This is a genomic window from Streptomyces sp. NPDC037273, assembly GCF_055603625.1.
Genome location: NZ_JBVJVO010000002.1, coordinates 1 through 13,209 on the forward strand (window position 1 = coordinate 1; position 13,209 = coordinate 13,209).

Sequence of the window (13,209 nt, forward strand, 5' to 3'; positions counted from 1 at the left end):
CCCCCCCCCCCCCCCCCCCCCCCCCCCCCCCCCCCCCCCCCCCCCCCCCCCCCCCCCCCCCCCCCCCCCCCCCCCCCCCCCCCCCCCCCCCCCCAGGCCCTAGGTCGGGCGGCGGGTGAGGAGCCAGGGTTCGATGACGCCGAGGCCGCGGACCGGGCGCTGCCACATGGGCTGGAGGGCGAAGCGGTAGCGGGTGGGCTCGCGGCCCTCCTTCTCGGCCCGCGCCGCCTCCTCGGCGGCCTCCGTCTCGGAGACGGGCGCCTCGCGGGTCCTGGACAGCTCCTCGGCGAGCGCGCCGTCGACGAGGACGGCGTCCTTGGGCGCTATCGAGGTGAGCCGGCTCGCGAGGTTCACGGTCGTGCCGAAGACGTCGCCCATCCGGGTCGTCACGGTGCCGAAAGCGATGCCGACGCGCAGCGCGGGCATCGTCTCGTCGTGGCTGAGGGTCTCGATGAGGCGGAGCGCGATCTCGGCGGCCGTGCCGGCGTCGTCGGCGGCGTACAGCACCTCGTCGCCGAGGGTCTTGATGAGCCGGCCGCCGTGCGCGGCGACGAGGTCGGCGCAGGTCGTCTCGAAGGCCTCGACGAGCTCGCCGAGCTCCTCCTCCTCGAGGCGGCGGGTGAGCCGGGTGAAGCCGACGAGGTCCGCGAAGCCGACCGCGAGCCGCCGGTCGACCATCTCCTCGTCGTCGGCGGCCTGCACGACCCGGCCGGTGGCGGCGGCGAGCTGCCGGCGCCACACGTAGATCAGGAACTCCTCCAGCTCGGGCAGCAGCAGCTCGACCAGGGGGTACGTGACCTCGGTGCGGGTCATGCCGGGCTCGGGCGGCTCGGTCAGGCCCTCGAGGAACGAGTCGATCTGCCACTCGGCGAGGCGCGCGGTCGTCTGCCCGGTGGAGCGGGCGACCTGGACGGCCATCGGCTCGCTGAGCAGCCCCGCCTCGACGAGGCCGGCGAGGCGGCGCAGCGCGAGCACGTCCGCCTCGGTGAGCGCCTTCGCCTGGCCGATGTCCGCGAAGCCCATGGCCCGCCAGAAGCGGGAGGCGAGCTCCATGGAGACGCCGGCGGTGCGGGCGGCCTGGAACGGCGTGTAGCGGCGGTCGGCGCCGAGGATGAGCTGTTCGAGGCGGATGGCGAGGGGGTCGTCGGTCGGCTCGGCCGTGTGGTCGACCTCGTGGTGAGGGGTGGGGTACGTGGGAGGCTCGGGCGCGCCGCCCTCGTTGTCGTCGTCGACGGTCACCGGCCGCCTCCTGCCCGTTCCCTGCCCACCGTGCCCTGCCGATCTGTCGCGCTGGATCGGCTCCACGATACGGCAGGTGTGGAATGGCTCACGCCTGAACGGCGAGCCATTCCGTCCCATGGCCGAGGTTCGGGCCGCGACGCGGGCACCCGCCCCCGCTCAGGTCCGCAGGTGCACGATGTCGCCCGCGCCGACCGCTTCCGTGCCGCCGCCTTCGGTGGCCACGACGAGGCGGCCGTCGCCGTCGAGGGCGACGGCTTCGCCTTCGAGCACGCGTTCGCCCGGGAGGTCGGCGCGGACACGGCGGCCGAGGGTGGCGCAGCCGGCGGCGTAGGCGGCCTGGAGGCCGGACTCGACGGGGTCGCCGTCGGCGCGGACCCAGTCGCCGTACCACTGGGCGAAGGAGCGGAGGACGGCCCGGAGGAGGGTGTCACGGTCGGTGGAGACGGCGCCGGCGAGGAGGAGGGAGCCGGCGGCGGGGACGGGGAGTTCGTCCTCGCGGAGGGTGACGTTGATGCCGAGGCCGACGACGACGCCGTCCGCGCCGGCCCGCTCGGCGAGGATGCCGCCGGTCTTGCGTTCCTCGCCCGCGACGGAAACCAGCAGGTCGTTGGGCCACTTGAGGGACATGTCGACGCCGGCGGCCTTGGCGAGGCCGGTGGCGGCGGCGACGCCGGTGAGCAGCGGGAGCCAGCCCCAGCGGTGGAGCGGCACCTCGGGCTTGAGGAGGATGGAGACGAAGAGTCCGGAGCGGGCGGGCGCCGTCCAGGTGCGGTCGAGGCGGCCGCGGCCCGAGGTCTGCTCCTCGGCGACGAGGATCGCTCCTTCGGGGAGTTCGTCGGCGCGGGCGGCGAGGTCGCTGTTGGTGGAGCCGGTGGTGGTGACCACGTCGAGCGAGGTCCACGGACTGTCGGGCGTGACGAGCGCGCGGCGCAGTGCGGGGGCGTTCAGCGGGGGCCGGTCGAGGTCGGACCAGGGTCCGCCTGAGCCTTGGGAGGACGTCATGCAAGCCAGAGTAGGTGTGGCAAAGACCGCAGTGCCGAACCGTATCGGCGTCGATACGCTACGGGTCAGTAGGCCAGCAGTAGCCCATTCGTAGTCAACGAACCCCCCGTGACCAGGCAGGGAGCCGCATCCCGATGTCCGAGCCGGCAGAGCAGTACGAGATCGACATTCACACGACCGCAGGCAAGATCGCGGACCTCAAGCGCCGTATCGACGAGGCCACTCACGCCGGCTCGGAGCGCGCGGTGGAGAAGCAGCACGCGAAGGGCAAGCTGACCGCGCGCGAGCGGATCGCCCTGCTGCTCGACGAGGGCTCGTTCGTCGAGCTCGACGAGCTGGCCCGGCACCGGTCGACCAACTTCGGCCTGGAGAAGAACCGGCCGTACGGCGACGGCGTCGTCACCGGCTACGGCACGGTCGACGGCCGTCCGGTGGCGGTGTTCTCGCAGGACTTCACCGTCTTCGGCGGCGCGCTGGGCGAGACGTACGGCCAGAAGATCATCAAGGTGATGGACTTCGCGCTGAAGACGGGCTGCCCGGTCGTCGGCATCAACGACTCGGGCGGCGCGCGCATCCAGGAGGGTGTGAGCGCGCTGGGCATGTACGGCGAGATCTTCCGCCGCAACACCCACGCGTCGGGCGTGATCCCGCAGATCTCGCTGGTGGTCGGCCCGTGCGCGGGCGGCGCGGTGTACTCCCCCGCGATCACCGACTTCACGGTGATGGTGGACCAGACCTCGCACATGTTCATCACGGGTCCGGACGTCATCAAGACGGTGACCGGCGAGGACGTGGGCTTCGAGGAGCTGGGCGGCGCCCGGACGCACAACTCGACCTCGGGCGTGGCGCATCACATGTCGGGGGACGAGAAGGACGCGATCGAGTACGTGAAGTCGCTCCTGTCGTACCTGCCGTCGAACAACCTCTCCGAGCCGCCGGCCTTCCCCGAGGTCGCGGAGACCGAGGTGACGGACGAGGACCGGGAGCTCGACACGCTGATCCCGGACTCGGCGAACCAGCCGTACGACATGCACAAGGTCATCGAGCACGTCCTGGACGACGGCGAGTTCCTGGAGACGCAGGCGCTGTTCGCGCCGAACATCGTGACGGGCTTCGGCCGGGTCGAGGGCTTCCCGGTCGGTGTGGTCGCCAACCAGCCGATGCAGTTCGCGGGTTGCCTCGACATCAACGCGTCCGAGAAGGCCGCGCGGTTCGTCCGCACCTGCGACGCGTTCAACATCCCGGTCCTGACCTTCGTGGACGTGCCGGGCTTCCTGCCGGGCGTGGACCAGGAGTACGGCGGCATCATCCGGCGCGGCGCGAAGCTGATCTACGCGTACGCCGAGGCGACCGTCCCGCTGATCACGGTCATCACCCGCAAGGCCTTCGGCGGCGCGTACGACGTCATGGGGTCCAAGCACCTGGGCGCCGACCTGAACCTGGCGTGGCCGACGGCGCAGATCGCGGTCATGGGCGCGCAGGGCGCGGTCAACATCCTGCACCGCCGCACCATCGCCGAGGCCGAGGCCGCGGGCAAGGACGTCGAGGCGGAGCGGGCGCGGCTCATTCAGGAGTACGAGGACGCGCTGCTCAACCCGTACATCGCGGCCGAGCGCGGCTACATCGACGGCGTGATCCTGCCATCGGACACCCGCCCGCAGATCGTGAAGGGCCTGCGTCAGCTGCGGACGAAGCGGGAATCCCTTCCCCCGAAGAAGCACGGCAACATCCCGCTGTAGGCCCCCCGTACGAAGACGTACGAGCACGAAGGAGCCGTTGTGATCAAGGTCGTACGAGGAAACCCGACGCCCGAGGAGCTGGCCGCCGCACTGGCGGTCGTTCAAGCCCGGGCCGCGGCCACGGCGGCGGCGTCCGCCGAGGGCGCCGGCCCGGCGGTGCCGGAGGGCTGGTCGGACCCCTCCCGTATCGCGCGTTCGGTACGGCACCGGCCGGGCCCGCGCGCCTGGGCCAGGTCGTACTGGCCGGTGTAGCCGACCCCTGACGAGAGGCCGGACCCCGTGTGCGGGGGGTCCGGCCTCTCGCGCGTTCCGCGCCCGTGTCACGTACGGCGGAGGAAGAGGCCGGCGAGTACGGCTCCGGCGGCGGCGATGCCGGCGTTGACGAGGACCGCGAGGCCGATGCCGTCGAGGAGGACGGGGGCGGTGACGACGACGGCGCTCATGACCGGCGTGCCCAGAGTGATGCCGATCTGCTGGGTCATCGTCGCGAGGCCGGTCGCCATGCCCTGCTCGCCGTCGGGGATGCCGGAGGTGGCGGTGACCATGAAGCCGACGATGGCGAGCATGTTGCCCACGCCGCCGGCGAAGGTCGCGGCGAGCAGCAGCCACAGGCCGCCCCGGTCGTCGCCGAGTCCGTACAGCGCGAGGGTCGCGACGGCCTGGAGGAGTCCGCCGGAGACGAGGGCGGTACGGGTCCCGAAGCGGCCGATGAACCGGGACGCGGTGACCCCGCCGAGGATCGTGCCGGCGCCGAGGACGCCGAAGGAGAGCCCGGCGGCGAGCGGTGAGAAGCCCAGGACGTCCTGGAGGTAGAGCGTCATCAGGAAGACCAGCGAGGTCTCGGTGACGAAGGCGACGAGCCCGGCGGCGTTGCCCCAGACGACGGTGCGGCGGCGCAGGACGCCGAGCGGGACCAGGGGCGAGGCGGCGCGGCGCTCGACGAGGCCGAAGGCGGCGAGGAGGACGGCTCCGGCGGCGAGGGCGAGCAGGGCTCCGGTGTCGCTCCAGCCGTGCTCGCCGGCGGCCGTCAGGCCGTAGACGAGGGCGAGGAGCCCGCCGGTGACGGTGATCGCGCCGGGCACGTCGAGGCGGGGGCGGACCGCCGGGCGGCTCTCCCGGATGACGGCGGGGGCGACGAGGAGGACGGCGAGGGCGACCGGCACGTTGACGAGGAAGGCCCAGCGCCAGGAGAGCAGGTCGGTGAGGACGCCGCCGAGGATCGCGCCGGTGGTGAAGCCCGCGGACATCAGGGCGCCGTTGAGGCCGAGCGCCCTGGCCCGCAGCGGGCCCTCGGGGAAGGAGGCGGTGAGCAGGGAGAGGGCCGCGGGGGTGACGGCGGCGGTGGCGAGGCCCTGGGCGACCCGGGCGGCCATGAGGACCTCGGGGCCGGTGGCGAGGCCGCCGGCGAGCGAGGAGAGGCCGAGGAGCGCCATGCCGCCGAGGAAGAGGCGGCGGCGGCCGATCAGGTCGGCGACGCGCCCGAAGAGCAGGGTGAAGCCGGCGGCGGCGAGGGCGAAGGCGGTGGCGATCCACTGGAGGCCGCCGAGGGTGAAGCCGAGCCCCTGGCCGATGACGGGCAGGGCGACGTTCAGGATCGAGAAGTCCACGGCCAGCATGAACTGGGCGAGGAGGAGGACGAGGAGGACGAGCCGCATCCGTCCGGTCATGCGGTCCGGCGCGGGGCGCGTGGTGGGCTCGGTGGGCGCGGGGAGATCCAGGGCAACCATGCGTACGACCCCTTAATGGGAGGATGGTTCCGTTAAGATGTCCCGTACCGTAGCAGAGTCGATGGCGTTAATGGAACTGGAGACCCATTTGAACGAGAGCCGGCCGGCCTCCCCCGGCACCCTGCGCCCCGGCGGCCGTACCGCGAAGGTCCGGAGGGCCGTCCTCGACGCCACCCTCGAAGCCCTCGCCGACGCCGGCTTCCACGCCCTGAACATGGACCGGATCGCCGCCAGCGCCGGCGTCGGCAAGACCACCGTCTACCGCCGCTGGACCTCCCCCACCGGCCTGGTCGGCGACCTCCTGCACGACATGGCGGAACAGTCGCTGCCCGCCGCCGACACCGGCACCCTCGCGGGCGACCTCCGGGCCAACGCCGAACTCGTCCGGGCCACCCTCACCGACCCCCGGATGGGCGCCGTCTTCCGCGCCGTCATCGCCGCCGCGGCCTGCGACGAGGAGTGCGCCCGCGCCCTCGCCGGCTTCTACCGGACCCGGCTCGCCGAATGGACCCCGGCCGTCACCAGGGGCGCCGCCCGGGGCGAGGTCCCGGCCGGCACGGACCCCGTCGAGCTGCTCCGGGCCGTCTCCGCGCCGCTCTACTACCGCTTCGCGGTCACCCACGAGGAGATCACCCCGGACGTGGCCGGACGGGCCGCGACAGCCGCGCTCACGGCCGCGCGCGAGGGCGTGTTCGTCCGCGAATAGTCCTTCGGGACGGGGCACCTGAGTATCCGTACTCAGGCGCCCCGGCCGTCCCGGCCGGAGGATCGGGGCATGCTGTGGTCCGACCCGAAGAACCAGCCGCCGAAGTTCCTGCGCGACATGCAGGCGATGATCCGCCGCAGCGGCGTCCTCCTGGCGCTGGCCATCGTCGTGGCGATGCTCGCCGTCAGCGCGCGCTGAGCGGGTGAGCGGGTGAGGGGCGCGCCGTACTGGCTACGCTGCCCCCATGACTGCTGACCCGCGCCGTGTCGTCCTCGCCTCCGCCTCGCCCGCCCGCCTGGGGCTGCTCCGCCAGGCCGGTCTCTCGCCCGAGGTGATCGTCAGCGGTGTGGACGAGGACAAGGTCCACGCCCCGACCCCGGCCGAGCTGGCGCTCGCGCTCGCCGAGGCGAAGGCCTCCCATGTGGCCGCCAGGCCCGAGGTGTTCGGCGCGCTGGTCATCGGCTGCGACTCGGTCCTCGAGCTCGACAAGCAGGCCCTGGGCAAGCCGGCCGACGCCGAGGAGGCGACCGCGCGCTGGAAGGCGATGCGCGGCCGGGTCGGCATCCTGCAGACGGGTCACTGTGTGTACGACACGGCCGCCAAGCGGTACGAGTCGGCGACCGCCTCCACCGTGGTGCGCTTCGGCGAGCCGACGGACGCGGAGATCGCCGCGTACGTGGCCAGCGGCGAACCGCTGCACGTGGCGGGCGCGTTCACGCTCGACGGCCGCTCGGCGCCGTTCATCGACGGCATCGACGGCGACCCGGGCAACGTGATCGGCCTGTCGCTGCCACTGCTCCGCAGGCTCCTGCGCAAGCTCGACGTCGAGATCACCGACCTCTGGACCTGAGGCCTAGGAGGCGGCCGGCTCCGGCTCGGGCTCCGGCTCCGCCGTCGGTTCGGCGGCCGGGGTCTCCTTGCCGTACGCCACGAGGGTGAGGACGAGCAGGCCGAGGACGACCATCAGGAAGGTGAAGGCCTTCCAGCCGAGGAGGCCGACGGCGATCGCGCCGAGGAGTCCGTGCACGATCGCGCAGCCGATGAGCAGTCCCCGGCCGAACCGGCCGGGGGCCCGGTCGCGGATGCCGGCGAGGAGGGCGACGAGGCCACAGAGGACGAGGGCGGCGCCGGAGCCGATGCCGAGGGCCCAGGTGCCGGTGACCATCGCGTCGGGGTCCATGCCGTCGAGGGACATCGCCTGCACCTCGACGAACCGTGCCATCACGGCGTTGATCGCGACGATGCCGGGCGCTTCGAGGAGGAGCACCGCCGCCGTCACGAGGGCTATCGGTCTGCGGGCCACCTCGGCCACCCCCTGCGTTCGCTGTTACCGACAGTACGATCGACAGCGCGAAGGCTACTGGCCGGTAAACCCCCGGACAAGAGTTCGCACACGAACGGACAGCCGGGAAGGCCCGGCAAAGAATCGTTGAGCCATTCGTAGGGACTCCACAAAGAAACCCGATTGGCGACTGGTCTCATGAACAGAGACCTGCGCCACACCTCGGAGCTACTGTGCCGTAAAGGAACCCTGCGTACCGTGGTGCGACAAGGGAATTCACGACCCGAGCAGGCCCGGGGTCACGCTCCGTGTGGGCAAGCTCACCACTGGGGACGGGTCGAAAGGCCGTGTCGGCAGTCCCTAAACTCAGCTTGTTTCAAGGAGGGAGCCATCGTGCGCAAGGTGCTCATCGCCAACCGTGGCGAAATCGCTGTCCGTGTGGCCCGGGCCTGCCGGGACGCGGGAATCGGCAGCGTGGCCGTGTACGCCGATCCGGACCGGGACGCTCTGCACGTCCGGGCGGCCGACGAGGCGTTCGCTCTGGGCGGTGACACTCCGGCGACCAGTTACCTGGACATGGCCAAGGTGTTGCAGGCCGCCAAGGACTCCGGCGCGGACGCCGTCCACCCGGGCTACGGCTTCCTCTCCGAGAACGCCGAGTTCGCCCAGGCCGTCCTGGACGCCGGTCTGATCTGGATCGGCCCGCCGCCGCAGGCCATCCGCGACCTCGGCGACAAGGTGGCGGCGCGTCACATCGCGCAGCGCGCCGGCGCGCCCCTCGTGGCCGGCACCCCCGACCCGGTGTCGGGCGCCGACGAGGTCGTCGCCTTCGCCGAGGAGCACGGCCTGCCGATCGCGATCAAGGCCGCCTTCGGTGGCGGCGGTCGCGGCCTGAAGGTCGCCCGCACCCTCGAAGAGGTCCCGGAGCTGTACGACTCCGCCGTCCGCGAGGCCGTCGCCGCCTTCGGCCGCGGCGAGTGCTTCGTCGAGCGCTACCTCGACAAGCCGCGGCACGTCGAGACCCAGTGCCTGGCCGACTCCCACGGCAACGTGGTCGTCGTGTCCACCCGTGACTGCTCGCTCCAGCGCCGCCACCAGAAGCTCGTCGAGGAGGCGCCCGCGCCGTTCCTGACGGCCGAGCAGAACGCGGAGCTGTACGCCGCCTCGAAGGCGATCCTGAAGGAGGCCGGCTACGTCGGCGCCGGCACGGTCGAGTTCCTCGTCGGCACCGACGGCACGATCTCCTTCCTGGAGGTCAACACCCGCCTCCAGGTCGAGCACCCGGTCACCGAAGAGGTCACCGGCATCGACCTGGTCCGCGAGATGTTCCGCATCGCCGACGGCGAGGAGCTCGGCTACGGCGACCCCGCCGTCCGCGGTCACTCCTTCGAGTTCCGCATCAACGGCGAGGACCCGGGCCGCAACTTCCTGCCCGCCCCCGGCACCGTGACCCTCTTCCAGCCGCCGACCGGCCCCGGTGTCCGCCTGGACGCGGGCGTCGAGTCCGGCTCGGTCATCGGCCCGGCGTGGGACTCGCTCCTCGCCAAGCTGATCGTCACCGGCGCGACCCGCGAGCAGGCGCTCCAGCGCGCCGCCCGCGCCCTGGCCGAGTTCAAGGTCGAGGGCATGGCCACGGCCATCCCGTTCCACCAGGCCGCCGTGGTCGACCCTGACTTCACCGCCGACCCGTTCCGCGTCCACACCCGGTGGATCGAGACGGAGTTCGTCAACGAGATCAAGCCCTTCGCCCCCGCCGGCGGCGGCGAGGCCGAGGAGGACGAGGGCAACCGCGAGACGATCGTCGTCGAGGTCGGCGGCAAGCGCCTCGAGGTCTCCCTGCCGTCCTCGCTCGGCATGTCGCTGGCCCGCCAGGGCATCGCGGCCGGCGCCAAGCCGAAGCGGCGCGCGGCCAAGAAGTCCGGCCCGACCGCCTCCGGCGACACCCTCGCCTCCCCGATGCAGGGCACGATCGTCAAGGTCGCGGTCGAGGAGGGCCAGGAGGTCAAGGAGGGCGACCTCATCGTCGTCCTGGAGGCCATGAAGATGGAGCAGCCGCTCAACGCGCACCGCTCCGGCACCGTCAAGGGCCTGACCGCCGAGGTCGGCGCGTCCGTCACCTCCGGCGCCTCCATCTGCGACATCAAGGACTGACCGTCGCACCCAGTACGGTACGAAGGGCCCGCAGGCAGCAGCCTGCGGGCCCTTCGCGCACGCGGTGTGCGCGAGAGGACGGGGCAGGATCAGGGGAGGGCCCTCAAGCCATGCGAGCCGACGCGCGCCGTAACCACGAGCGGCTGCTCACCGAAGCCCGCGCCGCCTTCGCCCAGCAGGGCACCGACGCGCCCCTGGAGGAGATCGCGCGGCGCGCGGGGGTAGGCATCGGCACGCTCTACCGCCACTTCCCCACCCGGGCCGAACTCCTCAACGCGGTCTTCCAGGAGGCCCTGGCGGAACTCCTCGACCGCTCACGGGAGCTGGCGGAGGCGGATGCGCCGTGCCACGCCCTGGTGGACTGGCTGCGGGCGCTGATCACCCACGCGGTGGAGTACCGGGGACTCGCGCACGCGCTGATGTCCGCCTCGTACGACCGGAGTTCGGCGCTCGCCCGGTGCAGCGACCCGCTGCGCGCGGCCGGTGAGCGGCTCCTCTCGCGCGCCCAGGAGGCGAAGCAGGTCCGTGCCGACGTGTCGATCGGCGATCTGATGCAGCTGACCAACGCGATCGCGCTGGCGGCCGAACAGTGCCCGGAGGACGCGCTCCTGGCGGACCGTCTGCTCGCCCTGACGCTGCGCGGCCTCAAGGACTGAGCAGGTCTTGCTGACGTCGTACGGGTGGCCTGGGACCCCTGGGGGAGGGTCCCGCGGGCCCCTTCCTAACGCCGGCGCATGTCGGCGACGCGCGCCGTGCGCTCCATCGTCTCGGCGGCCATGCCGCTGCCGGGCCCCCGGTACTGCCCCGCCGCCATCCGGCCGCGCTGGACGGGGAGCGGCATGTCGCGGCGGGGCCGGGCGCCCGGAGGGTGCTGGTCACCGCCGCCCGCGCCCTGTCCCGTACCGGCCACGGCGATCTGGACGCCCTGGTCGGCGAGGGCCTGGAGCTCGGTGGCCGCCCGGTCGTCGTGGGCGGGGGGTTCGTCGGTGACGAGGCGGGTGATGACGTCGGTGGGGACCGTCTGGAACATGGTGTCGGAGCCGAGTTTGGTGTGGTCGGCGAGGACCACGACCTCCGCCGCCGCCTGCACGAGGGCCCGGTCCACGCTCGCGGAGAGCATGTTGGACGTGGAGAGCCCGCGCTCGGCGGTGAGCCCGCTTCCGGAGAGGAAGGCCCGGGAGACCCGCAGCCCCTGGAGGGACTGCTCGGCCCCGCTGCCCACCAGCGCGTAGTTGGAGCCGCGCAGGGTGCCGCCGGTCATGACGACCTCGACCCGGTTGGCGTGGGCGAGGGCCTGGGCGACGAGCAGGGAGTTGGTGACCACGGTCAGACCGGGCACGCGGGCGAGCCGGCGGGCCAGCTCCTGCGTGGTCGTCCCGGCGCCGACGACGATGGCCTCGCCTTCTTCGACGAGGCTCGCGGCGACATCGGCGATGGCCGTCTTCTCCGCGGTCGCGAGATGGGATTTCTGCGGGAAGCCGGATTCTCGCGTGAATCCGCCCGGCAACACCGCACCGCCGTGGCGGCGGTCGAGGAGTCCTTCTGCCTCAAGGGCCCGTACGTCTCGCCGTACGGTCACTTCCGAGGTCTGGACGACGCGGGCGAGCTCGCGGAGCGACACGGCCCCATTGGCTCGCACCATTTCGAGGATCAACTGGCGACGTTCTGCAGCGAACACGAAACTGACAGTAACGTGAGCGGCCGATAGTTTTCAGCACTATGCGCCGAATTGCAGAAGATGCGCACGGACGGGGCCTCCAAGTGGTATGGGAGGCCCCGCCGTTGATCGTTTTATGCCCCGCCTTGCCGGGGGTTGTCCGAGTCGGCGAACCGTTCCCGCAGTTGGGAGCGGGGCCGGACGGAGGTGCTACGCCTCGCCCGCCGACTTTCGGGTGTGCAACTGCCGTGCCACTTCGGCGATCGAGCCCGACAGGGAGGGGTACACGGTGAAAGCATTTGCGATCTGTTCGACCGTCAGATTGTTGTCGACCGCGATCGAGATCGGGTGAATCAGTTCGCTCGCCTTCGGGGCGACGACACAGCCGCCGACCACGATGCCGGTGCCGGGGCGGCAGAAGATCTTCACGAAGCCGTCCCGGATGCCCTGCATCTTGGCGCGCGGGTTGCGCAGCAGCGGCAGCTTGACGACCTTGGCGTCGATCTTGCCCGCGTCCACGTCGGCCTGGGTGTAGCCGACGGTGGCGATCTCGGGGTCGGTGAAGACGTTCGACGAGACCGTCTTCAGGTTCAGCGGGGCCACCGCGTCGCCGAGGAAGTGGTACATCGCGATGCGGCCCTGCATGGCGGCGACCGAGGCCAGCGCGAAGACACCGGTGACGTCACCGGCCGCGTACACACCGGGGGCGCTGGTACGGGAGACCCGGTCGGTCCAGATGTGACCGGAGTCCTTCAGCCTGATCCCGGCCTCCTCCAGGCCCATTCCGGCCGAGTTCGGGATCGCGCCGACCGCCATGAGGCAGTGCGTGCCGGAGATGACCCGGCCGTCCGCGAGGGTGACCTCGACCCGGTCGCCGACCCGCTTGGCGGACTCGGCGCGGGAGCGGGCCATGACGTTCATGCCCCGGCGCCGGAAGACGTCCTCCAGGACCGCGGCCGCGTCCGGGTCCTCGCCGGGGAGGACCCGGTCACGGGAGGAGACCAGGGTGACCCGGGAGCCGAGCGCCTGGTAGGCGCCGGCGAACTCGGCGCCGGTGACGCCGGAACCGACCACGATGAGCTCCTCGGGGAGCTCCTTCAGGTCGTAGACCTGGGTCCAGTTCAGGATGCGCTCGCCGTCCGGCTTGGCGTCCGGCACCTCGCGCGGGTGGGCGCCGGTCGCGATCAGCACGGCGTCCGCGGTCAGCGTCTCCTCGCTGCCGTCGGCGGCGGTGACGATCACCTGGCGGGAGCCGTCCACGGCCTGCCGGCCGGACAGCCGGCCGCGGCCGCGCAGCACCCGGGCGCCGGCCCGGGTGACGGAGGCGGTGATGTCGTGCGACTGGGCCAGCGCGAGGCGCTTCACGCGTCGGTTGACCTTGCCCAGGTCCACGCCGACCACGCGGGCGGCCTGCTCGACGTGCGGGGTGTCGTCCGCGACGATGATGCCGAGCTCCTCGTACGAGGAGTCGAAGGTGGTCATCACCTCGGCGGTGGCGATCAGGGTCTTGGAGGGGACGCAGTCGGTCAGGACGGACGCGCCGCCGAGGCCGTCGCAGTCGACGACGGTCACCTCCGCGCCGAGTTGGGCGCCCACCAGGGCCGCCTCGTATCCGCCGGGTCCGCCGCCGATGATCACGATCCGGGTCACTGGGATCTACGCCTCGCGCTCTCGTTCTGCCGGGGGGTCCCCCCGCTGGGGTG

At 72.3% G+C, this 13,209-nt stretch carries 13 protein-coding genes; 7 read left to right on the forward strand and 6 right to left on the reverse strand.

Annotated elements, in window-relative coordinates; translation table 11 throughout:
- Positions 1 to 99: 99 nt before the first annotated feature.
- Positions 100 to 1,239 carry an adenylate/guanylate cyclase domain-containing protein gene (locus ACZ7G1_RS05180; RefSeq protein ID WP_470877780.1) on the reverse strand — a complete coding sequence of 380 codons (1,140 nt, stop codon included), beginning with the start codon at positions 1,237 to 1,239 and terminating at the stop codon, positions 100 to 102.
- A gap of 159 nt (positions 1,240 to 1,398) precedes the next feature.
- Positions 1,399 to 2,244, reverse strand: a complete 846-nt coding sequence (locus ACZ7G1_RS05185; RefSeq protein WP_470877779.1) for a biotin--[acetyl-CoA-carboxylase] ligase — start codon at positions 2,242 to 2,244, stop codon at positions 1,399 to 1,401.
- A gap of 134 nt (positions 2,245 to 2,378) precedes the next feature.
- Between ACZ7G1_RS05185 and ACZ7G1_RS05190 the strand changes: the two genes are divergently transcribed.
- Together ACZ7G1_RS05190 and ACZ7G1_RS05195 are read left to right on the forward strand one after the other, a co-directional pair.
- Complete coding sequence (locus ACZ7G1_RS05190; RefSeq protein ID WP_470877778.1) at positions 2,379 to 3,983, forward strand: acyl-CoA carboxylase subunit beta; 1,605 nt, start codon at positions 2,379 to 2,381, stop codon at positions 3,981 to 3,983.
- Positions 3,984 to 4,022: 39 nt separating this feature from the next.
- On the forward strand, positions 4,023 to 4,235 hold the full coding sequence (locus ACZ7G1_RS05195; RefSeq protein ID WP_470877777.1) for an acyl-CoA carboxylase epsilon subunit: 213 nt from the start codon (positions 4,023 to 4,025) through the stop codon (positions 4,233 to 4,235).
- Between the two features lie 68 nt (positions 4,236 to 4,303).
- Here the strand turns inward: ACZ7G1_RS05195 and ACZ7G1_RS05200 are convergent, their stop codons facing one another.
- Positions 4,304 to 5,710 carry an MFS transporter gene (locus ACZ7G1_RS05200; protein ID WP_470877776.1) on the reverse strand — a complete coding sequence of 469 codons (1,407 nt, stop codon included), beginning with the start codon at positions 5,708 to 5,710 and terminating at the stop codon, positions 4,304 to 4,306.
- A gap of 70 nt (positions 5,711 to 5,780) precedes the next feature.
- Between ACZ7G1_RS05200 and ACZ7G1_RS05205 the strand changes: the two genes are divergently transcribed.
- From ACZ7G1_RS05205 to ACZ7G1_RS05215, 3 genes are all read left to right on the forward strand, one after another.
- The gene (locus ACZ7G1_RS05205; RefSeq protein ID WP_470877775.1) at positions 5,781 to 6,416 is read left to right on the forward strand and encodes a TetR/AcrR family transcriptional regulator; all 636 of its coding nucleotides are present in this window, start codon (positions 5,781 to 5,783) and stop codon (positions 6,414 to 6,416) included.
- 69 nt (positions 6,417 to 6,485) lie between these two features.
- Positions 6,486 to 6,614: a morphogenic membrane protein MmpB gene (gene mmpB / locus ACZ7G1_RS05210; RefSeq protein WP_470877774.1), complete on the forward strand. Its 129-nt coding sequence runs from the start codon at positions 6,486 to 6,488 to the stop codon at positions 6,612 to 6,614.
- Positions 6,615 to 6,660: 46 nt separating this feature from the next.
- Positions 6,661 to 7,266: a nucleoside triphosphate pyrophosphatase gene (locus tag ACZ7G1_RS05215; protein ID WP_470877773.1), complete on the forward strand. Its 606-nt coding sequence runs from the start codon at positions 6,661 to 6,663 to the stop codon at positions 7,264 to 7,266.
- Positions 7,267 to 7,269: 3 nt separating this feature from the next.
- Here ACZ7G1_RS05215 and ACZ7G1_RS05220 read toward each other — a convergent pair whose 3' ends face one another.
- Positions 7,270 to 7,719, reverse strand: coding sequence for a hypothetical protein (locus tag ACZ7G1_RS05220; RefSeq protein ID WP_470877772.1), 450 nt, complete (start codon positions 7,717 to 7,719; stop codon positions 7,270 to 7,272).
- A 372-nt stretch (positions 7,720 to 8,091) separates the two neighbouring features.
- On the opposite strand from ACZ7G1_RS05220, the gene ACZ7G1_RS05225 reads away from it, so the two are divergent.
- Both ACZ7G1_RS05225 and ACZ7G1_RS05230 read left to right on the forward strand, forming a co-directional pair.
- Positions 8,092 to 9,849: an acetyl/propionyl/methylcrotonyl-CoA carboxylase subunit alpha gene (locus tag ACZ7G1_RS05225; protein WP_470877771.1), complete on the forward strand. Its 1,758-nt coding sequence runs from the start codon at positions 8,092 to 8,094 to the stop codon at positions 9,847 to 9,849.
- Positions 9,850 to 9,959: 110 nt separating this feature from the next.
- Entirely contained in the window at positions 9,960 to 10,505 is a 546-nt protein-coding gene (locus ACZ7G1_RS05230) for a TetR/AcrR family transcriptional regulator (protein ID WP_470877770.1), read from the forward strand.
- A gap of 65 nt (positions 10,506 to 10,570) precedes the next feature.
- Here ACZ7G1_RS05230 and ACZ7G1_RS05235 read toward each other — a convergent pair whose 3' ends face one another.
- Positions 10,571 to 11,491, reverse strand: coding sequence for a DeoR/GlpR family DNA-binding transcription regulator (locus ACZ7G1_RS05235; protein ID WP_470877891.1), 921 nt, complete (start codon positions 11,489 to 11,491; stop codon positions 10,571 to 10,573).
- A gap of 225 nt (positions 11,492 to 11,716) precedes the next feature.
- Positions 11,717 to 13,156: an NAD(P)H-quinone dehydrogenase gene (locus ACZ7G1_RS05240; protein WP_470877769.1), complete on the reverse strand. Its 1,440-nt coding sequence runs from the start codon at positions 13,154 to 13,156 to the stop codon at positions 11,717 to 11,719.
- Between the last annotated feature and the right edge of the window lie 53 nt (positions 13,157 to 13,209).

Bases quoted from the DNA above. Each gene is read 5' to 3' on its own strand.
- ACZ7G1_RS05190 (WP_470877778.1), top strand. From the start codon at position 2,379: ATGTCCGAGCCGGCAGAGCAGTACGAGATCGACATTCACACGACCGCA.
- ACZ7G1_RS05200 (WP_470877776.1), bottom strand. From the start codon at position 5,710: ATGGTTGCCCTGGATCTCCCCGCGCCCACCGAGCCCACCACGCGCCCC.
- ACZ7G1_RS05235 (WP_470877891.1), bottom strand. From the start codon at position 11,491: ATGGTGCGAGCCAATGGGGCCGTGTCGCTCCGCGAGCTCGCCCGCGTC.
- ACZ7G1_RS05230 (WP_470877770.1), top strand. From the start codon at position 9,960: ATGCGAGCCGACGCGCGCCGTAACCACGAGCGGCTGCTCACCGAAGCC.
- ACZ7G1_RS05185 (WP_470877779.1), bottom strand. From the start codon at position 2,244: ATGACGTCCTCCCAAGGCTCAGGCGGACCCTGGTCCGACCTCGACCGG.
- mmpB (WP_470877774.1), top strand. From the start codon at position 6,486: ATGCTGTGGTCCGACCCGAAGAACCAGCCGCCGAAGTTCCTGCGCGAC.
- ACZ7G1_RS05215 (WP_470877773.1), top strand. From the start codon at position 6,661: ATGACTGCTGACCCGCGCCGTGTCGTCCTCGCCTCCGCCTCGCCCGCC.
- ACZ7G1_RS05205 (WP_470877775.1), top strand. From the start codon at position 5,781: ATGGAACTGGAGACCCATTTGAACGAGAGCCGGCCGGCCTCCCCCGGC.